Annotated in this window: 22 protein-coding genes; 10 read left to right on the top strand and 12 right to left on the bottom strand. The window is 61.3% G+C overall.

Annotated features, from left to right (window positions below):
- Positions 1-20 precede the first annotated feature (20 nt).
- From AC1RT2_RS24045 to AC1RT2_RS24005, 9 genes are all read right to left on the bottom strand, one after another.
- Positions 21-1,058, bottom strand: a complete 1,038-nt coding sequence (locus tag AC1RT2_RS24045) for an urea transporter (protein WP_493105943.1) — start codon at positions 1,056-1,058, stop codon at positions 21-23.
- A 107-nt stretch (positions 1,059-1,165) separates the two neighbouring features.
- Positions 1,166-2,869 (bottom strand): urease subunit alpha, encoded by a 1,704-nt coding sequence (gene ureC, locus AC1RT2_RS24040; RefSeq protein ID WP_493105941.1) that lies wholly within the window; start codon positions 2,867-2,869, stop codon positions 1,166-1,168.
- A gap of 9 nt (positions 2,870-2,878) precedes the next feature.
- Entirely contained in the window at positions 2,879-3,184 is a 306-nt protein-coding gene (locus tag AC1RT2_RS24035; RefSeq protein WP_493105939.1) for an urease subunit beta, read from the bottom strand.
- A 10-nt stretch (positions 3,185-3,194) separates the two neighbouring features.
- The gene (gene ureA, locus AC1RT2_RS24030; protein WP_493105937.1) at positions 3,195-3,497 is read right to left on the bottom strand and encodes an urease subunit gamma; all 303 of its coding nucleotides are present in this window, start codon (positions 3,495-3,497) and stop codon (positions 3,195-3,197) included.
- Between the two features lie 23 nt (positions 3,498-3,520).
- Entirely contained in the window at positions 3,521-4,345 is an 825-nt protein-coding gene (locus tag AC1RT2_RS24025) for an urease accessory protein UreD (protein ID WP_493105935.1), read from the bottom strand.
- 128 nt (positions 4,346-4,473) lie between these two features.
- On the bottom strand, positions 4,474-4,992 hold the full coding sequence (locus AC1RT2_RS24020; protein WP_069061875.1) for a YqhA family protein: 519 nt from the start codon (positions 4,990-4,992) through the stop codon (positions 4,474-4,476).
- Positions 4,993-5,056: 64 nt separating this feature from the next.
- Positions 5,057-5,740: an urease accessory protein UreF gene (locus AC1RT2_RS24015; protein WP_493105933.1), complete on the bottom strand. Its 684-nt coding sequence runs from the start codon at positions 5,738-5,740 to the stop codon at positions 5,057-5,059.
- A gap of 83 nt (positions 5,741-5,823) precedes the next feature.
- Positions 5,824-6,402: a HupE/UreJ family protein gene (locus tag AC1RT2_RS24010; RefSeq protein WP_493105931.1), complete on the bottom strand. Its 579-nt coding sequence runs from the start codon at positions 6,400-6,402 to the stop codon at positions 5,824-5,826.
- A gap of 130 nt (positions 6,403-6,532) precedes the next feature.
- The gene (locus AC1RT2_RS24005; RefSeq protein WP_493105929.1) at positions 6,533-7,969 is read right to left on the bottom strand and encodes a GntP family permease; all 1,437 of its coding nucleotides are present in this window, start codon (positions 7,967-7,969) and stop codon (positions 6,533-6,535) included.
- Positions 7,970-8,600: 631 nt separating this feature from the next.
- On the opposite strand from AC1RT2_RS24005, the gene AC1RT2_RS24000 reads away from it, so the two are divergent.
- Both AC1RT2_RS24000 and AC1RT2_RS23995 read left to right on the top strand, forming a co-directional pair.
- Positions 8,601-9,599 carry an AraC family transcriptional regulator gene (locus AC1RT2_RS24000; RefSeq protein ID WP_493105927.1) on the top strand — a complete coding sequence of 333 codons (999 nt, stop codon included), beginning with the start codon at positions 8,601-8,603 and terminating at the stop codon, positions 9,597-9,599.
- 587 nt (positions 9,600-10,186) lie between these two features.
- Positions 10,187-11,257 carry a helix-turn-helix domain-containing protein gene (locus AC1RT2_RS23995; protein ID WP_493105925.1) on the top strand — a complete coding sequence of 357 codons (1,071 nt, stop codon included), beginning with the start codon at positions 10,187-10,189 and terminating at the stop codon, positions 11,255-11,257.
- 89 nt (positions 11,258-11,346) lie between these two features.
- Here the strand turns inward: AC1RT2_RS23995 and ureG are convergent, their stop codons facing one another.
- Positions 11,347-11,958 carry an urease accessory protein UreG gene (gene ureG / locus AC1RT2_RS23990; RefSeq protein ID WP_493105923.1) on the bottom strand — a complete coding sequence of 204 codons (612 nt, stop codon included), beginning with the start codon at positions 11,956-11,958 and terminating at the stop codon, positions 11,347-11,349.
- A 253-nt stretch (positions 11,959-12,211) separates the two neighbouring features.
- On the opposite strand from ureG, the gene AC1RT2_RS23985 reads away from it, so the two are divergent.
- The 3 genes from AC1RT2_RS23985 to AC1RT2_RS23975 all read left to right on the top strand — a co-directional run bounded on the left by AC1RT2_RS23985 (position 12,212) and on the right by AC1RT2_RS23975 (position 16,571).
- A complete protein-coding gene (locus AC1RT2_RS23985) occupies positions 12,212-13,771 on the top strand; it encodes a Do family serine endopeptidase (protein WP_493105921.1) in 1,560 nt (519 codons plus the stop codon).
- 548 nt (positions 13,772-14,319) lie between these two features.
- Positions 14,320-14,850: an HdeD family acid-resistance protein gene (locus AC1RT2_RS23980; RefSeq protein ID WP_493105919.1), complete on the top strand. Its 531-nt coding sequence runs from the start codon at positions 14,320-14,322 to the stop codon at positions 14,848-14,850.
- A 41-nt stretch (positions 14,851-14,891) separates the two neighbouring features.
- Positions 14,892-16,571, top strand: a complete 1,680-nt coding sequence (locus AC1RT2_RS23975) for an alpha/beta hydrolase (RefSeq protein WP_493105917.1) — start codon at positions 14,892-14,894, stop codon at positions 16,569-16,571.
- Positions 16,572-16,588: 17 nt separating this feature from the next.
- Here AC1RT2_RS23975 and AC1RT2_RS23970 read toward each other — a convergent pair whose 3' ends face one another.
- Together AC1RT2_RS23970 and AC1RT2_RS23965 are read right to left on the bottom strand one after the other, a co-directional pair.
- Complete coding sequence (locus AC1RT2_RS23970) at positions 16,589-17,638, bottom strand: AI-2E family transporter (RefSeq protein WP_493106205.1); 1,050 nt, start codon at positions 17,636-17,638, stop codon at positions 16,589-16,591.
- Between the two features lie 233 nt (positions 17,639-17,871).
- Entirely contained in the window at positions 17,872-18,129 is a 258-nt protein-coding gene (locus AC1RT2_RS23965) for a YMGG-like glycine zipper-containing protein (protein ID WP_069061887.1), read from the bottom strand.
- A gap of 888 nt (positions 18,130-19,017) precedes the next feature.
- Here AC1RT2_RS23965 and AC1RT2_RS23960 point away from each other — a divergent pair.
- The 5 genes from AC1RT2_RS23960 to AC1RT2_RS23940 all read left to right on the top strand — a co-directional run bounded on the left by AC1RT2_RS23960 (position 19,018) and on the right by AC1RT2_RS23940 (position 22,989).
- Complete coding sequence (locus tag AC1RT2_RS23960; protein ID WP_493105915.1) at positions 19,018-19,392, top strand: VOC family protein; 375 nt, start codon at positions 19,018-19,020, stop codon at positions 19,390-19,392.
- 374 nt (positions 19,393-19,766) lie between these two features.
- Positions 19,767-20,624, top strand: coding sequence for a LysR family transcriptional regulator (locus tag AC1RT2_RS23955; RefSeq protein WP_493105913.1), 858 nt, complete (start codon positions 19,767-19,769; stop codon positions 20,622-20,624).
- Between the two features lie 211 nt (positions 20,625-20,835).
- Complete coding sequence (locus AC1RT2_RS23950; protein WP_493105911.1) at positions 20,836-21,633, top strand: transporter substrate-binding domain-containing protein; 798 nt, start codon at positions 20,836-20,838, stop codon at positions 21,631-21,633.
- Positions 21,634-21,676: 43 nt separating this feature from the next.
- Positions 21,677-22,345 (top strand): amino acid ABC transporter permease, encoded by a 669-nt coding sequence (locus tag AC1RT2_RS23945; protein WP_493105909.1) that lies wholly within the window; start codon positions 21,677-21,679, stop codon positions 22,343-22,345.
- Positions 22,342-22,989 carry an amino acid ABC transporter permease gene (locus tag AC1RT2_RS23940; RefSeq protein ID WP_493105907.1) on the top strand — a complete coding sequence of 216 codons (648 nt, stop codon included), beginning with the start codon at positions 22,342-22,344 and terminating at the stop codon, positions 22,987-22,989. Before AC1RT2_RS23945 ends, AC1RT2_RS23940 begins: the two co-directional genes overlap by 4 nt.
- Positions 22,990-23,073 lie beyond the last annotated feature (84 nt).

Raw genomic sequence — 23,073 nt, 5'->3', positions numbered from 1 at the left:
CTCCCCCCACGGAGCGGGGTTCACTCCGGCGTCTGCCGCGCAAGATAGCGCGCCCGGTTTTCCTCAGGCGTCGTGGATTCGGCCGGCGGCACCGGCACGAGCGCCTTGAACGCCCCCTGCCCCAGCAGCATGAGCCAAGTGACGAGAACGAAGGTGGACGTCAGGACCGGCATTCCGATCGGCTTGAGGAAGATGGCAACCGATGCCCAGAGCCAACTGGTGACGACAGCCCCGAAAACCGCATAAAGCAGGCTCCGCCAGGTGAGGACGAGGAAAACGCCGCCAAGCGCCATCGCGGTCAGCGCGGAGTTGTAGCCGAAGAGACCGTCCCGCACCGCCCCTTCGGGACCGCCATAGAGGGCAGCTACCGCCGTACCAACGATCGCGCCGAGGAGCCCCATCGCGGCACTGATGCGGGAGTTTAGCGCAATGGCGACAAGGATGACGTAGCCGGAGATCCAGTTGTCCTGGAAGAAGATCTGGCCGATCGACGTGCCTATCCCTTCGTACCAAGTCGAGAGAACATAGGGCACCGTTTCGGAAAACTGATCCGGCGAAATCGGCTTTGCCATCGGCCCCGCGTCGATCGCATCGAACTTCAAAACGGCAAAGAGAAACAGCCAGCCGATGAGCACAAAAGGCATCGTCAGCGGGGCAACTTTGTGCGGCCCCAGGACGGCACCCATGCTGGCAAAGGCCATGGTGGTGAAGGCGGCAGCGCAGATGAGATAGACCGCCATCGCGACGGATGGCATGGCCCCGATCCGGAAATCTTCGCTGGTGAAGGCAATGAGCGCCAGACCGACCAGCGCGCCGTTGAAACCATACAGCCCGTCCCGCATCATGCCCCTGTCGGCCTTGAGAAGAAGGGCAGTCGCCGTGCTCGATATGACACCGAGGATGCAGATCGCGGCGTAGATCCAGGAGTTCCAGGCGAGCGCGAGGAGGATCACCAGGCCAGACAGAGGATTGTTCTGGAAAACGACCTGCCCGACGCCTCGCAGGGACCAATCCACGAGGGACAAGGACGGATGGTCGCGAAATCGATCCAGTTGCATTGATCTCTGCTCCTCACGCAAGTTGGAGACCGGCATATGCGTGCGTCAATCCGGCCGGCTGCCGATGGAGGACCGGGCGCGGCATCCGCGTCCGGCCTTTTCAGCTCCTAGAACAGGAAGTAGCGCTGCGACATCGGCAGCACATCGGCCGGCTCGCAGGTAATCAGGTCCCCGTCGACGCGCACGTTGTAGTTCTGCGGATCGACCTCCAGCTTCGGTGTGCGGCTGTTGTGCACCATGTCCTTCTTGCGCACCGTCCGGGTGCCCTTGACGGCGACAAGCTGCTTGGACAGCCTCAGCCGCTCGCCGATCCCATCATCGAGCGCAGCCTGCGAGACGAAAGTCACGCCTGTCGAACCCAGCGCTCGGCCGAGCACCCCGTACATCGGCCGATAGTGCACCGGCTGCGGCGTGGAGATCGAGGCGTTGGGGTCGCCCATCGGCGCCATCGCGATCATGCCGCCGATCATCACCAACTGCGGCTTGACCCCGAAGAAGGCCGGTTTCCAGAGCACGAGATCGGCGCGCTTACCGACCTGGATGGAGCCGATCTCATGGGCAAAGCCGTGCGTCAGCGCCGGGTTGATCGTGTATTTGGCGACGTAGCGCTTGACGCGGAAGTTGTCGTTCCGCTCGCTGTCTTCCGGAAGCGGCCCGCGCTGCACCTTCATCTTGTGCGCGGTCTGCCAGCAGCGAAGCGTCGTCTCGCCGATGCGGCCCATCGCCTGGGAATCCGACGACATCATCGAGAAGACACCGAGATCGTGGAGGATATCTTCTGCGGCGATCGTTTCCCGCCGGATGCGCGACTCGGCAAAGGCGACATCCTCGGGGATTTGCGGGCTGAGATGGTGGCAGACCATCAGCATGTCGAGGTGCTCATCGACCGTGTTGATCGTATAGGGCCGTGTCGGGTTCGTTGACGAGGGCAGGATGTTCTCCTGCCCGGCCGCCGTTATGATGTCGGGCGCATGGCCACCGCCGGCGCCCTCGGTGTGGAAACTGTGAATAGTCCGGTCCTTCATGGCCGCGAATGTGTCCCGCACGAAACCGCTTTCGTTGAGCGTGTCCGTGTGGATCGCCACCTGGATATCCATCTCGTCAGCGACGTTAAGGCAATTATCGATCGCCGCAGGCGTCGTACCCCAGTCCTCGTGCAGCTTGAGACCAACGACGCCCGCGCGGATCTGCTCGCGCAACGGATCGGGAAGGCTGACATTGCCTTTGCCGAGCAGGCCGACATTGATCGGCAATCCTTCAACCGCCTCGAGCATCCGGTGGATTGCCCAGGGGCCGGCTGTCACGGTCGTCGCGAGCGTGCCGACGGTCGGGCCGATGCCACCACCGACGAGCGTGGTCGTCCCGCTTGCCAGCGCTTCCTCCGCCTGCTGAGGCGCGATGAAATGGATATGCGTGTCTATGCCGCCCGCGGTGAGAATCCGGCCTTCCCCTGCAATGACATCCGTTCCCCCGCCGACAACGATGGTTACGCCGGGCTGGATATCCGGATTACCGGCCTTGCCGATGGCAGAGATGCGGCCGTTCTTGATGCCGACATCGGCTTTGATGATACCCCAGTGGTCGATAATGATGACATTGGTGATGACCATGTCGGCGACCTCGGCCGCCGGGCGCTGGCCCTGGCCCATGCCGTCGCGGATCACCTTGCCGCCGCCGAAGGTCACTTCCTCCCCGTAGACGGTGCGATCTTCCTCAATCTCGATGACGAGTTCCGTGTCGGCCAACCGCATCCTGTCGCCCTTGGTGGGGCCGTAAAGATCGGCATAGGCCTGTCGTGTTATCGTTCCCATCCGTGCCTCCTACAGCTTGCCCATGACCTTGGCGTTGAACCCATAAACCTCGCGGTTGCCGTCGAGTGCCACGAGCTCCACGGTGCGTTCCTGGCCCGGTTCGAAACGGACGGCCGTTCCTGCCGGAATGTTGAGGCGGAAACCCCGCGTGGCTTCGCGGTCGAACAGCAGGGCATCATTCGTTTCATAGAAGTGGTAGTGCGAGCCGACCTGGATGGGCCTGTCGCCGGAGTTGGCGACGTCGATCTTGCATGTCTGCCGCCCTGCATTCAGCTCGATGGAGCCATCCTCGATAAAATATTCGCCGGGAATCATCATGGCCTCCTTACGGGACGGGGTTGTGAACGGTGACAAGCTTCGTGCCGTCCGGAAAGGTTGCTTCGACCTGGATGTCGTGGAGCATCTCGGGCACGCCCTCCATCACATCGTCACGGGTCAGCAGCGTCGCACCGTAGGACATGAGGTCGGCCACGGTTCGCCCCTCGCGGGCACCCTCCAGCAGGGTCGCGGAAATATAGGCCACGACCTCAGGATAGTTCAGCTTCAAGCCCTTTGCCTTGCGGCGTTCGGCGACCAGCCCTGCCGTAAAGATCAGGAGCTTGTCTTTTTCTCGCGGTAGCAGTTCCATGGCTTTGTCCTCATCGTTTCGGTTCACGTTGCCCAGATGCGCGGAGCAACGGCCTTCTTCATCAGGCCGCGTTCGCGAAGGATGCTCCACGCTTGCAGAAAGAGTGCCTTGCCTTCCGACATGCGCTGGCCGAGGTAGCGGCAGACGATCACGCGTTCGAGCTGGCTTATCGAGAAGACACCATGCGCCGCCGCGCCCAGGTGATCGCGGATGTGTTCGACCGTGTTCTCAAGCACCGGCCCCGCATAGACCAGCGTTCCCATGATGGGCCGGCCGGCAAAGATGAACGGCGCGTCCAGAACTTCCGGCGCGCGCGAAAACACCATCTGTTCGAACCAGATGGGCTCGCCGCCCCGGATTATTTCGACGCGCTGGCGGAGGCGCCCGCCCGCGAAGCGTTCACCCGCCGCCGGTCGGCCAAGGCTGAAGAAATCCCAACCGACATAAGAGGCATCCTCGCCAAGCGTGACACGCGTGCTGATCGAGGCATCGGCGCCGTCGAAGAGGATCGTCTCCTGCGGGAGATTTTCGCAAGCCCCGCCGGCCCCGACATCGATCTGGGTGCGCTGCACGCTCGCACCGCTTTCACTGCGATAAAACTTCGTCGCACCGGGCGTCGTAAGGACAGCGCGTGCCAGCGGTGCAAGATGGCAGGTGATCTCGAGGATATCACCGCCCGCAACGCCACCCGGCGGATGCAGGAGATAGACATGCGCTGAACCGTCGTCTTCAGGATGAAAGGCGCGCTGTACCGCAAGCGGCCCGAGGTGCCGCCGGCGCATCAGTCGCGTCTTCCCGTAGGAATTCGCAAACCACAGCTCCAGTTCGGCGTGCCAGCCACCTGCCATCGACGAAAATCCTCTCTTCTGATCCGTCCTTTTGACGGTCTTTTCTGTTCAAAAGCGTTTTACGCTCCCAAGAGCGAATGGCTTTCGGCCCGGCAGCTGGCGGGACGGGCGGATGTCCGAGCCAGCCGTCAAACCGGTCCCTTCGTTCGATCGTCGCCCTTGTCGCGACGCACTTCCTCCGACAGATGATGCGAGCTTGCGGTCAGTTTCATCGCGCCCGCCAGCAGGAGCGCGGATATCGGCAGCACGAGAGCTTCCCACTCCGGGGCCGTCTGCATCTCGCCCACCTGGGCTGCGAAATGCACGACCAGATAGAGGATGATCATCTGGAAGAAGAGGTTCTTCAGTTCCGCGACGGTATCGATAATCATCCATTGCGGCAGCCGGGATCGCTGTGCCTCGGGGATGTCGAGCGCAAAGCCAAGTGCGATACCGCAGCCGACAACCATCAGCACGATGCCCAGCAGAATCTTGTCGGTAGCGCGAAGAACCGAAACGATGACCGAAATATCCGGATCGAGCCGCACCATCCGGAAGCTCTGCCAAAGCATCAGGATCGCCTCCCAGAACATTAGGAAAGCGCCGAAAAGCACACCGGCTGCAGCTAGGATGAGAACGGACCGAAGGCCGAGAAACAAGGAAATCAAATCATCGCCCTCCTGGACTGGTTCGAAGGTCTGGCGCGATCCGCTCAAGGGTCCGAAAGGTAGCCTATGAGCGGAACAGCCGGCTGTACTGCGTCTCGTGCCATGCGCTGGCCATCGCCATTGCCGGTGCGGCATTGCCGATGTCGTCGTCCTCTATGGATTCAGCCCTCAGGGCTGCACGTTCGATGACGTCTCCTGCCGCGATGAGAAGACGCTGGCCGGCAGTGTGCCCCAGCGGCACAAGCCGGATGGCGGCGGATACCTGCCCCTCGATGGTGCTCCACAACAGTCCGCGTAGCGAATCCGCCGCCGCGATATTCCAGTGGGTGGCGGCAAGGGCGAAAGCCGCGGGGTAGCTCAGCCTGCACTCGGCGAAGGATCGAGCGGAGGCCACCTCGAGGTCCTGGAGAACCCGCAGCAGCGATTCCCCCATTTGCTTGTCCTCCAGCTCGATCTCCCGGCTTTCCCGTGCCGCCGACAGCCACGCATTGGCGCTCAGGAACGCCGCCCGATCGCCCGCATCGAGAGCCAGCATCATGCGCCAGAACAGGGCCGCATCGCAGACTGCGTAGCTGTGCTCGATGAGGCCGAATATCCAGCCGGACGCTGTGGCCTCGTCGCGAACGATCCCGTCGTGGACCGCCCATTCCAGACTACGGGAATAGGAAAACGCGCCAACTGGCTGGCTCGGGCTGACGAGCCTTAGAAGCTGGATGGGCAGGCTGCCGGGCGTTCGTTCTGACGTCACGTCTCTTCCCCAAAGCAGTTGACCCGAAGCCGGACAAGAACCGCGGCTTCGGGCTCCAGATGCACCGAAACCCGCTCGCCAGCTCAGCTGGCAAGCAGGAAGACACCACCGAGCGCGGTGGCGCCACCGGCAATCCGCAGGCCTGCCGAGCCATGCATCAAGCGACCGGCGGCAAGGCCAAGACCGATGCCCGCGGCATGAAGGACGATTGTCGCAAGCGCAAAACCCGCACCGAAGGACAGGGCGCTGTCGCCGGCCATCTCAGCACCGTGCGCATGCCCGTGGAAAAAGGCGAACACGCCGACAATCGCCGCTGCGGCCCCAACCGGAACAGGCTGAGCGATAGCGACCAGAAGGCCAATGACAACAATAGAGGCGAGGATGACAGGCTCGACGAAGGGCACCGGCAGGCCGGTGAGCGCTGCGACAAAACCGAGGAGCATGACGCCGACAAAGGTGGCGGGAACGGCGATGAGCGCGCGCCCCCCAAGTGTCGCCGCCCAAAGACCAACCGCGACCATTGCCAGAACATGGTCCAGGCCCGAGAGCGGGTGCAGGAACCCGGCCATGAAGGAACCATGTTCGGCATGGCCGACATGCGCGAAGGCCGGCGTGCTCATCACCAGCAACGGTGCAAGGGTCAGAACGGACAATTTTTTCATCGTACCACCTCCGTAGTGTTGATCGAATGAAGAGAGCGCTCGAAAGCCGACGGGCACCTTCCGTTTTCCGGCAGCTCCGCCGCAACCATGCTCACCAAACCGGCCCCGTCTTCCGCTCGCCACGGCCTGTTCAGAACGAACCGAACATCGACCCCAGCACGAAGACCGCGACCAGGGAGATGATGACGCCGACAATGACGGTCATCACCATGTCGAAGTAACTTCCGGCATGCGTCTGTTTGCTGATCTGCAGGAGCAGGAGTACCGTGCCATTGTGCGGCAGGGCATCGAGCGTACCGGCGCTGATGGTCGTCAGGCGGTGCATCAGCGCGGGATCGATGCCGTATTCTGCTGCCATGCGCATATATTCACTGCCGAGCGCATTGAGAGCGATCGCCATGCCGCCCGAGGCCGTACCCGTCAGCCCGGCCAGCGCGTTCATCGCGACGACCAGCGAAACGAGTGGACCGCCCGGCATCTGCAGGACCGCATCCCGCACGACGTTGAAGGCCGGCATGGCCGCAACGACCGCACCGAAGCCAACGAGGCTCGCTACCGTCAAGATCGGCAGGACAGCGGAGTTGGCGCCGGCATCCAGGCTTTCGCGCAGCTTCCCGAGCCGCCCATAATTGACGGCGATGACAGTGATGATCGCGGCCGCCAAGGCGATGAGAACCGCCCAGACGCCGAGCGTCGAGGATATATTGAGGCCAAGAGCCGCTTCAGCGGCAGAAAAATCGATCCGGGGCAGCACCACCAGCGCCATGAGAAAGTTGACGGTGATGACGACGATCAGCGGCAGCACCGCAAACAGGAAGGACGGGCCGCTGTCGCTCCGCTCACCGTGGGTCAGTTCAATCGGATCGAAGTCGCCGGCGGTCGTCGCCTGCTCGCGCACCTTTTCGCTGATGACGACGGCAGCGCCATCCTCCGTGTAGCCTTCCCCGGCAGCGCGTGCCTTCGCCTCGATGCGCGCCAGCCACCACATCCCGAAAGCAAAGGTGATGATCGATGCGATGATGCCGAGGCCAGGGGCGGCGAAGGTCGTCGTGCCGAAGTACGGCATGGGAATGGCATTGTTGGTCGAGGGGGTGCCGGGCATGGCCGACATGGTGAAGGTGAACGCGCCTAGACCGATTGCAGCGGGCATCAGCCGCGCCGGGATGTTCGCCGCGCGGAACATTTCGCGGGTCATCGGCACCAGCACGAAGAATGCGACGAAGACGCTGACGCCGCCATAGGTGACGACGGCAGAGGCAAGAACCACCGAGAGCATGGTCCGCTTGACGCCGAGCCGCTCCGTCAGGTAGCGGGCGATCGAGGTGATCGAACCGCTGTCATCCATCATCTTGCCGAAGATACCGCCCAACAGGAACATCGGGAACCATTGCGCGACGAAACGCGCCGTGCCGTTCATGAAGGTCGCGGTCCAGTGCGGCAGAAGCGGCTCGCCCGAAATAAGCGCAACCACAAGGGCTGCGGCGGGTGCGAGCAGCAGCACGCTCCACCCGCGGTAGGCAAACCACATCAGCAGACCGAGCCCTAGCAGAATTCCAAACAGCCCCATGCTCTGCCTCTCATCCTGATCTGTTCCGTCACAGCGCATCGCGATCCGCCACATGATCGCGAGCAACCCGGCTGAGGGAGAGGAACGGCAGATTGCACCATCCCAGCTCCACCGTGATTTTCATGAACCAGGCTTGGCGATTAGTCGATCAGCCGCGCCTGCAAAGTCTTCGATAAGGACAAGAAATGGACGCCATGCGCATTTATGGGATTCTGCTACCCTATCGAGATAGGCATCAGACTGGATCGTCTGACCGCAAGCCCAGCGCACTGTATTGATTGGCACCGAGAACTGACCGCGCGCCAAGAGCGTTTTGTCGACAAGACTGCAAGCTCAACGGAAACCTGAAAAGAAGCCAAACAGCGTGGATGACGAGCACCGGCGAAAACTGGTGGTTTTATAGGTGACGGTCGGCGGGGGTTGGATATTTCATCTACAATCCGTGTCCATTGGCGATGAATCGCCCTATCGCGCAGACATGTGCTGCATTAAAATATCACTCGCATGACGGGAGTCACGGCGGGCGCGGGGATGTGTCCGAGCAGGCAAACAGCGTGAAAACCGAGGCTGAGTTGGGTGGAAACGATCGCATCCGGTATCTCCCTGGCCGGGCGACACATTATTGGGAGCCATGATGCTGGAGGCGCCGACTTGGTACGCGCGCAAATACAACTCCGTTGCGGCCCGAACCGGCGAGTCCGATCCCGATGCGGAATTCCATATCCAACAGATCGGTGCGCAGAGCCATGCATCGCACTTGGCGACTATCGACTACGGTGATGCATTCGTCCTCGCCTTGCAGGACAAAGGCGGCATTGCGATGTCGGGAGCAATCAATGACGATGCGTTGACAGCGGTATTCCTCTGGGGTGAAGGCACCACCTTCAACGGGCAACGGAGTGAAGTACCGCAGTTGCGGGTCGTCAGCCCGGGAACGGAATTCAACCTCGAAATGCCTGGCCGCTATCAGCTCATGAGGATCGGCCTGCGCGGGGCGGCCCTCGATCCGTTGCGCATGGCACCGGCCTCCCATCTGAACGGGCGAAGCTGGCTTACGCCCGGAGTGCACAAGCCGCGCTTCGCCCCGGGGGCCGAGCTGGAGCTTCAGCAGAAGCTGCTGCGGACTGCCCGCTTCGCCGAAACTGCCGCGCGGCGCGGCCACGACCTGCGTGCCGCTCTGGCGGTTGCAGCCAGCGAGGCCGGCGGCGCACTCGCGCGTTTGCTCTCAAGCACGGAGGAACTGCCCACCCGCAGCCTTGGATCGCGCGATCGGCACAATCTCGTCGATGTCACGCTCGCCATCCTCGATGCAAGCCCACACAGCCCGGTTTCGGTCAGTGCCGTCTGCAGCGCCCTGGGTATAGGAGAGCGCACGCTGGAGCGTGCTTTTCAGGAACTTCTGGGGATCAGCCCCCGCGCCTATGAGCGGGAGCGACGGCTGCGGGGCGCGCACGGCCTGATCCTGACAGAGGGTGACCGCCTCTCGATCACCGACATCGCCATGAGCTTCAGCTTCTGGCACCTCGGTCGCTTCGCTGCAGCCTATGCGGCGCTGTTCGGTTGTTCCCCCAGCGAGACGCGTCGGCGCATCTGGGAAGATGCACAGCCCATGACCTATGAGCATTGCTGAGCCTGCCGTGCGCAGGTGACTTGCGCGCAACCCGCGCCATCCCATCAACGGTGCTTTGAAAATATCGGGGCTCGTGCTGGCCCACTAGTGATCGACCTGATCCTGCGATGGCGGCATTCCCTGTCTTTTGAGACTACCGACGCTTCGTTGCATCTGCGGATGGTCCGCTTGCTCCGATTCCCCAGCGGCAGAGCACCGGCGTTGAGTTCCCATCAACCGCTCTGCGTGTCGGAAAGTGGATAGAGATTTCCCGGCACTCGGCAGACTCTGATGAGGCGACCTCATCGCCGCATCGATTCCAGAGCGGCTTTGGCTCTCGAGCGTGCCCATGAGATCGGAATTGAAGGACCGGCGGGATCGCTCGGCAAACGGCGGCGCATTTCCAACGAAGCCGGTGTTCGCCGCGAATACCAAAAGGGCAGAGTGATGTTTGATCGACCGTCCAGGCACAGCAACCATGCCAGTCTAAGCACACCCCGAAGCCGGTGCGCCAGCGTCGTCCCAACCATGCAACCAGTAGCTGGAGACACGCGACGTAGCAGACGCTCTACGCGGGCCTGCCCGAAGCCGGCGGAATAAGATTCGCCATGGACACAAGAGTACGCTCAGTCGGCATTCCTTTTGATCCTTTCGCCCATGATCCTCTGCGTTGCGCGATCGATATGGACACCTCGTCACAGATGCCTGGCGAACAGTTCGACTTTTTTCAGACCTGGCTCGAAGGACTGGCTGAAATCGAGCTTCTCCGAGCTGCGGAACCCTCATTTCCGGCCCGTCAGCAGGTATGGCAACTGGGGAATCTGGCATTGAGCGCCACGAGGCTTCCAGGCGCCGGCTACGATATTCGATGGGCGCACAAGAAACGCCCCATGCTTGACCATTGGATGCTATACGTCCCGTTCTCTCGAACTCCTGACGGCGTGATGAACCCGGGAAGGCCCGCACTGACATGCCTGGCATCACCCCATGAGCGGGTGACCAACGACGACCTGCTAATCACGCTGTTTCTGCCGCGCGCATGGCTGGCGACACACCCGTCAAGGATCGAAGTCAGCGACGCCACTTTAAACTTCCTGGCCCATTACGCCGTTCTGCTCCACCGTTCTCTCCCCGATCTGAAGGAAGGGGATTTGCCCCACATTGTTGCGGCAACGTCCAATATTTTTTCGGCAGCTCTCACCCGGTGTGACAACCATGTCGTAGCAGCACAGGGACCGATGGACGCCATTGCCGCTGCGCGGATCACCAGGGTCATTGCAGAAAAACTGGCCGACCGCCGTTTAACTCCAGACAAGCTCTGCCGTGCGATCGGCGTCTCGCGGTCTCGTCTCTATCGGATTTTCGAGCCGGCGGGCGGAGTGTCCAACTACATCCGCCGTAAACGGCTGCTCCGGACGCGCGATATCCTGGCTGATCGTTCGGATCAAAGGACAATCTCAAGCATTGCAGAGGAGTGGGGCTTCCCCGAAGCCTCGGTCTACAGCCGGATGTTCAAGAAAGAGTTTGGCATGTCTCCTACCGAGGCACGCGACCTGGGTTGGCAGGGTGTCAAACACGCCTCCTGGCTAAACATCGACCAGCACGGTGATCACGTCTGCGTCCTCAGCGACCTTCTGATCAACAATTCTCTGGGTCTATCCCGCTCTCCTGCGCGGTGAGTTAACGCCTGTAGGACAAGGCCCAACAGTGAGCGACTCCGGCTGAGAGGTCTGTGGGGCTATGCCCCCTTTAACTGCGCTTCGTGCTGTCACAGCCCGCCTTGCACCCGCAGAAAATCGACAATGCGGTCAACGCCATCACCGCGCTTCATATCGGAAAAGACGAAGGGACGCTCCGCGCGCATGCGCCCGGCATCCCGCTCCATCACCTCGAGATCGGCGCCAACATGCGGTGCCAGGTCCTTCTTGTTGATGACGAGCAGGTCCGAGCGCGTGATGCCCGGCCCACCCTTGCGCGGGATTTCCTCGCCCTGGCAGACGGAAATGACGTAGATCGTCAGGTCCGCAAGGTCGGGCGAGAAGGTCGCCGCCAGATTGTCGCCGCCTGATTCGATAAAGACCACGTCCAGTTCCGGGAAACGCCGGTTGAGATCGGCAATGGCCTGAAGATTGATCGACGCATCCTCGCGAATCGCGGTGTGCGGGCAGCCGCCGGTCTCGACGCCGACGATGCGGTCCGAAGACAGCGCCTGCATGCGCACCAGCGCCTCGGCATCCTCCTTCGTGTAAATATCGTTGGTGACGACGGCGACTGAGTAGTGCTCGCGCATCGCCTTGCAGAGCTTTTCGGTGAGCGCCGTCTTTCCAGAGCCCACGGGGCCGCCGATACCGACGCGCAGGGGACCGTTGTGTGATGTCATCTAAACCTCCGGAAAATATGGAGCACTGCGCCATAGACAGCATCGTGGCGGGCTTGCAGGTGAGCAGTTCGCCATTCGCATGTCAATCGGCCCATTGACTGCGAATGGGTGCCAACGCCGGGAAGCTCTCCTCAACGCGCATTACCAATGTTTCACCCTTCCTCCATGCGGACGTAACCTGGATTCGCCCATACCTTTCTCATTCGCCGGAGCAATCCCGGCTCGAGCCAGCTTGAAAGGACGGTTCATCAACATGCGCACGCCCATCCGCCCCTCCCTGAAAACCGTATTGCAAACCACGTCCGTTGCCGGCCTTGCGGCGGTCATGCTTGCCACCGGCATTCCGGCACAGGTCGCGCAATCCTTCGCCGCCCCTGTCGCCGTCACCCCATCGCAGGCACCGAGCTTTGCCGATGTCGTCTCTTCGGTTTCGCCCGCCGTGGTCTCCATCCGCGTCAAGTCGGATGTTCAGCTCGCCTCCAGCGATGCCGGCGACTTCTCCAACAATTTCGGCGGCGGCAACTTCGACCAGCTTCCCGACGATCATCCGCTGAAGCGTTTCTTCCGCGAGTTTGGCGGCTCTGCCCAGCAAGACAAAGGAACCGAAAAGCAGGCTGACGGTGGCGCGAAGAAGGACGGCACTCGCCCCCGCCACCTTCGCCCGACGGCGCAAGGGTCCGGCTTCTTCATCTCGGAAGACGGCTATGTCGTCACCAACAACCACGTCGTCGCCGACGGCTTGGCCTATACGGTGGTGCTGAACAACGGCACGGAGCTTGATGCCAAACTGATCGGCAAGGACAGCCGCACCGACCTCGCCGTGCTGAAGGTCGATGACAAGCGCAAGTTCACCTACGTGCAGTTCGCAGACGATTCCAAGGTTCGCGTCGGCGACTGGGTCGTGGCTGTCGGCAACCCGTTCGGCCTCGGCGGTACGGTGACGGCCGGCATCATTTCGGCGCGCGGCCGCGACATCGGCTCCGGTCCCTATGACGACTACCTCCAGGTGGATGCTGCCGTGAACCGCGGCAACTCGGGCGGCCCGACCTTCAACCTTTCCGGCGAAGTCGTGGGCATCAACACCGCGATCTTCTCTCCGTCCGGCGGCAATGTCGGTATCGCCTTCGCGATTCCCGCCTCCACGGCCAAGGATGTGGTCGCCAACCTGATCAAGGACGGCAAGGTCGAGCGCGGCTGGCTCGGCGTGCAGATCCAGCCCGTTGACCAGGACATCGCCGACTCGCTCGGCCTGAAGGACGCTGCCGGCGCGCTCGTTGTCGCCCCCCAGGAAGGTTCGCCTGGCCAGAAGGCCGGCATCAAGGAAGGCGACGTAATCACGGCCGTCAACGGCCAGCCGCTCAAGGATGCCCGCGACCTGTCGCGCCGTATTGCGGCCTTCGGCCCGAAGGCAAAGGTGGACGTCGCCCTGCTACGTGATGGCAAAGCCCAGATCATAACGGTCACGCTCGGCGAAACGGCAAGCGACGACGTCGCCGCGAACGCTGAGCAGTCAGGCGGCCGGGCGGCACCAGCCGAGACGGCCGAACTGACGGCGCTCGGCCTCACCGTCGCTCCGTCCGACGACAAGTCCGGCCTCGTCGTGACGAATGTCGATCCGGACAGCTATGCGGCCGACCAGGGCTTCAAAGGCGGCGAAAAGATCGTCTCGATCAACAACCGGAAAGTCACCAGCGCAACCGACGTCGAGAGTGTTCTCGACGACGCCCGCAAGGATGGCCGCAAGCGCGCGCTCTTCCAGCTGGAGACCGACGGCAGCAGCCGGTTCGTGGCCCTGCCGATCGATCAGGCCTGACAGCAAGAAGACCGAAAGCAGCATAGGGCGCCGGGCAACCGGCGCCTTTTTCGCAGGCCCACAGGCTTTTGCCCGGCAATGGCGCTTTGATTAAATCGTCCACGAAGTAGGCACTACGTCCCTAAAGCACGCGCCCTCCCCAACCGCTTCTTGACAAGATACCGCACGCGGAACCTATCGTCGCAAAGCTTCTGGTTGATGGAGGAAGAAGATGCGCAAAAATATGTGGCCGGCCTTTGCTCTCGCACTCAGCCTCATGCTGCCTGTATCGGTGCCAGTGCCGGCTTATGCGGTATCGGTGAACATTCATGTCGGCTCCAACCTCAACTTTGGACGCGCGATCACCTGCAGGCAGGGCCAGCAACTCATTCAGAACCGTGGCTTCCGGAGTGTCCGCCGGGTCGACTGCAGGGGCCGGACATTCATCTATCACGCACGGCGTGGAAACAGCCATTTCGAGATTGCTCTCAGCTCCCGTACCGGCCGCGTCATCGATGTTCGTCGACTTCGCCGATAGGTAAAAAAATCAGCGGGTTAAGGGGCAGATAATGACGAGCCAATCCAGCGCAGACCGTCCCGGATCGTCGCGATGGGGCAATTCGGCCATCGGCGTCGCCCTGGTCCTTGCCGGTGCCTTCGTCCTCGCGGACGTCGCTCTGGCAACGGTCGTGAGTGCCGTCATTCTCGCAATCGCCGTAATCTGCGCCGGTATCGTGGAGATCGGGCTCTCGGTCATTGCTGGCGGATGGCGCGGGTTCCTCTGGCAGATCGCGCTTGGCGTTCTCTATATAGCCTTTGGCCTGGTACTCCTGAGCCTGCCGAGCTTCGGTTCGCAGTTCCTGACATGGGCGCTCGGTGTCATCTTGCTGCTCTCGGGCGTTGCCCGGGTCTTCATCGGCGTGAACTACCTGCGGAGTGGCAAGCGAACGATGTTTTTCTCCGGCCTGCTCGGCGTGATTGCCGGCTTCCTGATCCTGGCAGGATATCCTTCGACCAGCGGCTGGGTGATCGGCGCGTTCCTGGGGATCGATCTGATCGTGCATGGCGTCGGCTGGCTTAACGCAGATCGGGGGGCCTGATCCGTGGTGATGGCGGCCATCGAAGGCACATCGCTGCCGCCATGCTGACCTTTGTGAAGCGACAGATCCTGGTTGGCGTCATCCTGCGGTTCCTGCGATCCCTGTCGGCAGGCGGCGTCGTGCTCGGCACGATATTTTTTGCCGCATCGCTTACGCCGACCCTCATTCCGCGAACCTTCCTCATACAGGGCGCTCTTTCCGGTGGATGTTTCGCCATCGGCTACGCGATTGGCGTCGGCTGGCGCTGGCTGTGGCGCTACATGCAGTTGCCCGAACCGCGCGGCCGTCTGGAGAGATGGCTCAAGATCGTCGTTCTCGGTCTTTGCCTGATCCTGGCCGTCGCATTTCTCCTGAAGACCACCGCGTGGCAGAACTCGATCCACGCGCTCATGGCAATCGAGCCTGTCAGCAGTGCCCATCCTCTCGAGGTCAGCCTGATCGCCATCCTGACCTTCCTGGCCCTCGTCATGCTGGCCCGGCTGTTCATGGTTGTCGTTCATCTGATTTCGAAAGGCGCCGACCGTGTCGTCCCGCCAAGGGTTTCACGCGTGATCGGCTTTTCGCTCGGGATCATCCTGTTCTGGTCCGTGGCAAACGGCCTGCTGGTCCGCTACACGCTGCATGTCCTCGATTCGTCCTTTGCTGCCTTCGACGCCCTCTTCGAGCCGGATCGCGACCAGCCCACATCCCCGCTTCAGACCGGAAGCGCGGCCTCGCTCATGGCCTGGGAGGAGCTTGGAAGGACCGGGCGGCGATTTGTTTCCTCCGGCCCGAGTGGGCAAGACATCGCGGAATTCACGGGCCAACCGGCGTTGGAGCCGATCCGTGTCTATGCAAGCCTTCGCGCCGGCGACACCGCCACCGAACGGGCAAAACTGGCTTTCGACGAGCTGAAACGGGTCGGCGGGTTCGAGCGCTCGACCCTCGTCGTGATCACGCCGACGGGCACGGGCTGGGTCGATCCCGCGGCGATCGACACCGTCGAATATCTCCACCGCGGGGATATCGCCAGCGTGGCGCTGCAGTATTCCTATCTTTCGAGCCCGCTCTCCCTGCTGGTCGAGCCCGACTATGGCATGGAGGCGGCTCAGGCCCTCTTTGCGCAGGTCTATGGCTACTGGACGACCTTGCCGCGGGACCACCGGCCGAAACTCTATCTGCACGGGCTCAGTCTTGGAGCCCTGAACTCGGAGCGATCCACGGACATCTTCGAGATCCTCGGCGACCCGATCCAGGGGGCGGTCTGGAGCGGGCCGCCTTTTGCAAGCAGGATCTGGCGTCAGGTAACGGAAGCGCGCAATGTCGGATCACCAATGTGGCTGCCCGAATTTCGCGATGGTGCGACATTCCGTTTCATGAACCAGGACGGCCCGACGGTGCCGGCGCAAACGCCATGGGGGCCGATGCGGATCGTCTACCTCCAATACGCCAGCGACGCGATCACCTTCTTCGACTACCGCGACCTCTATCGCCGGCCCGACTGGATGAATGCGCCGCGCGGTCCGGACGTGTCACCGCATCTGCAGTGGTTTCCGATCGTGACCATGCTGCAGCTTGCCGTCGATATGGCCGTGGCCAATGCCACGCCCATGGGGTACGGCCACGTTTTCGCGCCGGAACACTATCTCAAGGCATGGCTGGCGGTAACCGATCCGCAGGGCTGGAGCCCTGAAGACATCGGCAGGCTCTCACGCTGTCTGGCGGAACGCGGGCGTCGATAGCGGTTCAAAAGCAGAGCTTATCGCGAAGGCTCGGTTTCCGGCGTGGTGGGTGCGCCAAAGATCTCCGCGATCCATCGCGTCGACGGGAACTGCGCACAGAAGGTCAGGATCGCAATCGTGATCGGCACGCCGATGAACGCGCCGAACAGACCCCATATGTATGACCAGAAGAAAACCGAGAAGAGAACCAGGAAGGGCGACATCGCAAGCGCATACCCTGCCACTCTTGGCTCGATATAACTTCCAATGACGAACTGGATGATGTTGAGGCCGGTAAAGATGAGGACGGCCGCCTCCGGCGATCCGAACTGCGCCAGCGCATAGGCGCTTGGCAGGAGCGTCGCAACAAACGGCCCCATGAAGGGGATGTAGTTGAGAGTAAAGGCAATGACGCCCCACTCGGCGGCGAACCGGAGCCCGAACGCCGCGGAAAGAGCCCAGACCAATGTGCCGGTGGCAAGGCTCATGACCGTCCTGACGAGCATGTAGCGCCGCAGCTTGGATGCCGTGAGTGTGCCGCCACCGATCACGGCGCTGGCGGTTTCACCGGAGAGGGCCCTGCGGATGTTCCGGGCGATGGCCTCCGTATCGAGCAGGCCGAGCAGCACATAGACGACAACGACGATCCAGAACGAGATCGTGGTGTTCAGCCGGGCCGTCACGCCTTGCAGCATCCGCAGCAACCATCCGACGTTGAAATGCTCGGCCCACGCACCGGCGATGACAATGCCATGTCCTTCGAGCCAGTCGGCAAGCTGACCGTAAAGCGCCTGGAATCGCGCACCATCGGCAACCACGGAGCGGCCTATGCGCCCAAATCCCCAGGCGGCGATCGACGTCAGCACGACGAAGACAAGGACGATAACCGCGACCACCAGCGCAAGGGCCAAAAGCTTCGGCAGAAGACGCTGCAGGTTCTTCTGGAATGGCCATACTAGCGCGATGATGAAGAGCGCACCGGCCACCGGGGCAAAGACAGCGGCCGCCAGTTGCAAGGCAGATACGAGCGCAATGGCCGCGATGATGACGAGGGGGGCAACCAGCGCTTGGCTGTTCATGGCAACGATATTCCCTGGGAGCGCCGACGGCGCACCGCGGTGGCCAAGGGCAATGTTATTGCAACCTACAACTGCCCTCTGCGCACGACAATCGGGAATGTCTCGTGTTGCGCATGACCACCGTCACCATCACGAAAGATTTCGACCGCTATAGGCAAAGGCCAATCGACATCTCATTCACGCCCATGGACTGGACTGAATGTCGATTGCTCCTAGCCTTCATCGGTTAGCATGGCCGTATGTCAGCAACGGACCCTCACGCGATTGCCCCACCGGTCACGTCCCCAGCACTCGCGAGGATTGGTGGCTACGCCCACCATTGCGCCCGTCGCGCCACCGATTGCAGTACCGACCAGAGCACCACGGCCTCCATTGGCAATACCACCGATCACGGCGCCGGTGGCAGCACCGGCGACAGTCGTTCCCGCCACGCGCTGTTCGTTCGAGGTGCAACCTGCGACAAGCATGGCGCAGACCGCAGCAAAGGCGATTTTTCGCATTTTCTCTCTCCGAAATAAACTCTTTCCCCCTGCGGGGCCGCAGCATTGCGACGCACCATCTTTGCAAATATCCCCGAGCGAACAATTAGTTGCCTGTCCCAAAACCATGCGGTGCGTCTCTAATCGTGCCCCGTAGACACAGCCCCGCGCCAAAGCCGAACAACACTAGCGACGCCCGGGCCGCCACTCTCGGAAGGGTGATGTCAGATTACGCCTGTGAAGACCGCTCTGATCTCCAGAAGCTGGATCGTTTTGATTAGAGCTTTTCGCGCTAGATTCCCGGCTGGGGACAGAAGCGGAAACGATAAAGACATCGAATTTTTGGAACACGCAGAAGGTGTTTATGTGAAACAAGGCGACGATGGCGCGACGGTGGCAGTGATTTGCCGAAAGGCCGGAATCCGCCAGACCGCCTATTTCGGCTGGTGCAAGAAATAGGCGGTCTGCTGGCCGACGAGATGCGCCGCTTGTAGGCTTTGCAAGACGAGAACGACCGTCTGAAGAGGATCGTTGGCGATCTCACATTGGATCGTGAGACGCTGTGAAGCATGTCATACGCCGAAAGCTTTAAGGCCTGCACGCAAGCGCAAGCTGGCTGGCGGGATTTAGGCGGATTGGGGTGTATCGATTAGGTAGGAGGCCGCAAGGTCCGGGCGGGTGACGCCACGTCGGCTTGGCTCGCCAACGAGATGGTGGCTGATTTCGTGATTTTTGTTGTGGGGCTGTAGCGCTATCGCGCTTTTTTCACAATTCGGAGCGAAAAGGTCCGTCGTAAATTTGTTACCGTGGTGAAAGCCCTCGCCAACGAGCACGGTGAAGATGATATCGAAGGCCATCGAATTTCGACGCCCAGGGCATACGAGACAGGCCGACATTTGAGGAGAAGCCATGTTTGATCACGTCAAATTCGGAGTCAGCGACTACGCAGCAAGCAAAGCGTTTTTCCTCAAGGCACTCGAGCCGCTCGGCGTCGCTGTCGTAGCGGAGGGGTCGCCAACATACGGTATCGAGCTTAGCGCAAAGGGCAAAGCTTCATTGTGCCTATTCCAGACCGAAGAGAGGCCGGCGCATCTTCACTTGGCGTTTACGGCCGAAAATCGTGAGCAGGTCGACGCTTTCTACCGGGCGGCTCTGGAGGCCGGTGGCAAAGACAATGGCGCGCCCGGCCTGCGCCCCCGCTACCACGCGAACTACTATGCGGCGTTCGTCATTGGTCCGGACGGACACAACATTGAAGCGGTTTGCCATGAACCCGGTGCCTAAAAGTTTGTTGAGAATGAACGTTTTGCGAGCCCATTGAACGTGAGGCGCGTGGCAGCGATATGGATCACCGTTTCGGATGTCTGCGCGCGATATTCATAGTCGTTGGTGAGACTGCATTTGCGTCACCGAGCGAAGCCGTGCCGACGATCTTGAAGACCCGTTGAAGCCGTTTGAATATCTGTGATCACCAATTTTGCTGCTCCGCCAGTGGGTGAGTGAGTTTCTTGCTCTCATGTTCGGCGTCGGTGATGGCTGGGAAGATCGCGTCGATCACCGCGAGCTTTTTTCCTCTCCTTTGGGGGATCCTGTTTGCTATGGTGGAATGATCAAGGGTTGCTGCGCACACCAGCACGCTGTCATGAAGCCGGGTTTGAATGATTGATCTCGATTCCCACTTGCTCAGAGCATTTCTGGCCGTCGCAGAGATCGGGACCGTCAGTGGTGCTGCCGCGAGCCTGAACCGGACCCAGGCGGCCGTCAGCATGCAGCTTCGAAAGCTGGAGGATCTTGTCGGCGTCAGGCTGTTTTCGCGATCGTCGAAAGGTCTCTCGCTGACGGAACATGGTCAGATCATGCTTCCTTATGCCCGCGAAATCGTCACCCTTGGCGATGAGGCGGGCAAAAGGCTGACCGGAAAAACCATTCGAGACCGCATTCGCCTCGGCGTCGTCGAGGATTTCGCGGCGGGTCACCTCATCGAAATCCTGCGCAATTTTCGAGATCAGAACCCGGATATCGAGATCGATATCATCATCGAGCCCAATCGTCGCCTTGCAGATCTGTTCAGCGAAGGCGCGCTGGACGTGGCCGTTTGCGACATTACCTGCTTGTCGCGCAAACCGACATTGATCTGGACCGAATACCTGATGTGGACGGTCAGGTCCGACTTTGTCGTCGATGCGGGCAAGCCGCTGCCCATCATCATGTTCGAGGAGGGGTGTCCTTGGAAGACCCCGACGACAGGCGTGCTATCCCAGCGTAACATCAAGTGGAAAACGGCATGCGTGGCGTCTACGCTCGTCGCGATGGCGACGGCCGTGCGGGTCGGCATCGGCATCGGGCCGATGATCTCCAGCACGCAACCGGAAGGGTGCCGGACGCTGGACAAATCGTCTGACCTGCCCGGTCCGATCCGTATTGAGATTGGTTTGTACAATCAGCCGGAAATCGCGGAGGGCGCCCGTTACCTCGTCGAATTCATTGCCCGGCATGCTGCCATGCTTCCCGCCTGAAGTGCGCCCGCCTGTCGTGCCTATCGTCCGCCGTCTCTCGATAAGCCCCGCGTTCGACTATCACGATTTCTTATAGCCCCTCGCGAATTTTCGGGCTTCCAAGCGGTGCATTCGCCGCCAATGATGGAGGACAAACAGAGAGGATAGGGAGCAGCTACCGCCGAACCCGGCCTCGAAAGAAATGACGCAAAAACAAAACAAGGGGAATAGCATGAAAATCACACGAAAGCTGACATCTGTGCTGAGCGCCGCGATCGCGGTCGTCGGCGTTTTCGCCGGCACTGCCTTCGCTGACGCGCTTGAGGACATCAAGGGTGCCGGAACGATCGACGTCGGCATCTTCTCCGACTTCCCGCCGTTTTCCTCGGCGAGCGCCGACATGAGCATCAAGGGCTATGATGTGGATGTCGCGCAGAAGATCGCCGATGCCCTCGGTGTAAAACTCAATCTCGTGGGCATTACCGGCCAGAACCGCATCGCCTATCTCAACGACGATCGCGTCGATATCCTGATGAGCGTCGGCTACTCCAAGGAGCGGGCGGAAGCGATCGACTTTGCCGCCGCCTATGCGCCTTACTACATCGCCGTCATCGGACCAGCTGCCCTGAAGGTCGCGGGTAAGGATGACCTCGCCGACAAGACGATCGCCGTTAATCGCGGCACGCTGGAAGACACCTCGCTGACCGAAGCGGCGCCTGCTTCCGCCACGATCCAGCGGTTCGAAAACTACAATGCAGTGATCCAGGCCTTCATTTCGGGCCAGACCCAGCTGATGGTCGTCGGCAACGACGTCGGCGCGCAGGTGCTCGCCCGCCAGGACGAGTTGAAGCCCGAGCAGAAGTTCCAGCTTTTGACCTCCCCCTCGCATATTGCCGTGCGCAAAGGCGAGGACGGGCTGAAGAAGGCAATCGACGATGTCGTCGCCAAGATGGTGACCGATGGCACGCTCGATGCAAGTTCGCAGGCCTGGCTCAAGACGCCGCTCAATCCCGACAACCTGAAGGATTGACGGGACCTTTTCGGAACTCGGTTTGGATTTCCAAGAGGTCATCATGAAATACGTTCTGGATTTCAGTTGGCTCTGGGGCAGCTTGGGGGCCCTGGCCTCCGGCGCGGGCGTGACGCTGCTGCTGATTGCCTGCACCACTGTCTTCGGCCTCACGCTCAGCATTCTCGGCGCCGCCGCGCGCCGGGGACGGTATCTGTGGCTACGCAAGCTGGTGGGCGCCTACGTGGAGGTCATCCGCAACACGCCCTTTCTCGTGCAGTTGTTCTTCATCTTCTTCGGACTGCCGAGCATCGGCGTGCGGCTTGATCCGATGGTTGCTGCGATCCTGGCCATGACCCTCAACATGGCCGCCTATACGATCGAAGTGGTCGGCGCCGGCCTCGACGCCGTTCCAAAGGGGCAGGGAGAGGCGGCGACAGCCTTGGGCATGCGGCCCCGGCTGGCCTTCATCAAGGTTGTCCTTCCGCAGGCGCTCACCATCATCTATCCAGCGCTGACCAGTCAGATCATCATCATGATGCTGGAATCGGCCGTCGTTTCGCAAATATCGGTTCGCGAACTCGCCCAGGAGGCCGACCTGCTCCAGGCACGCACCTTCCGCGCCTTCGAAACCTATCTGGTCGTGACACTCATCTACCTCGCTTTGTCTGTTGCGGTTCGCCGCGGAATGATCCTGTTTGGGCGACGCATGCTGGGAGCCGGCATCAAATGATCGAGTTCACCTTCTGGGACATTGTCAGGAACCTTGTATTCGCCACGCGCTGGACGGTCCTTCTGTCTGCGGCGGCATTCGCCGGCGGCGCGATCGTGGGTGTCGCAATCCTCTTCGCGCGGATTTCAAAGGCACCGTGGGCCCGGCGGTTCGGTTCGGGCTATATCGCGCTGTTTCAGGGCACGCCCTTGCTGATGCAACTGTTCCTGATGTTCTTCGGGCTGCCGATGCTCGGGCTGCGTATCGAACCCTGGACGGCCGCCGTCTGCGGGCTGACCCTTTACGCCAGCGCCTACCTTGCGGAAATCTGGCGCAGCGGTGTCGAGGCGCTGCCGCGTGGACAGTCGGAAGCAGCCTCGAGCCTCGGTCTGCATCGGTTCCAGGAACTGCGTCTCATCATCCTGCCGCAGGCCTTCCGGATAACCCGTGCGCCGGTCGTCGGTTTCCTGGTGCAGCTCATCAAGAGCACGGCGCTCGCCTCCATTCTCGGCTTCGAAGAGCTGATGAAAACGGCCAACGCCATCAACAACGCGACGTTCGAGCCGTTCAAGGTCTACGGCCTTGTCGCGGTTATCTTTTTCCTCCTGTGCTACCCGCTGACGCAATATGCACGGTTTCTCGAAGCAAAGGCCGCCGCTCGTTGAGCGCCACAAAAGATAACTGAGAGGAAACAACAATGGCCAACCAAGCCCAGGCGCAAAAGCTGGCGGTCTCCACGACGGACGTCG

The sequence above is a fragment of the Shinella sp. GW821-FHT11G07 genome, assembly GCF_058808115.1.
The sequence above is the reverse complement of the archived record's forward strand: the minus strand, read 5'-3'. Positions and strand labels throughout refer to the sequence as shown.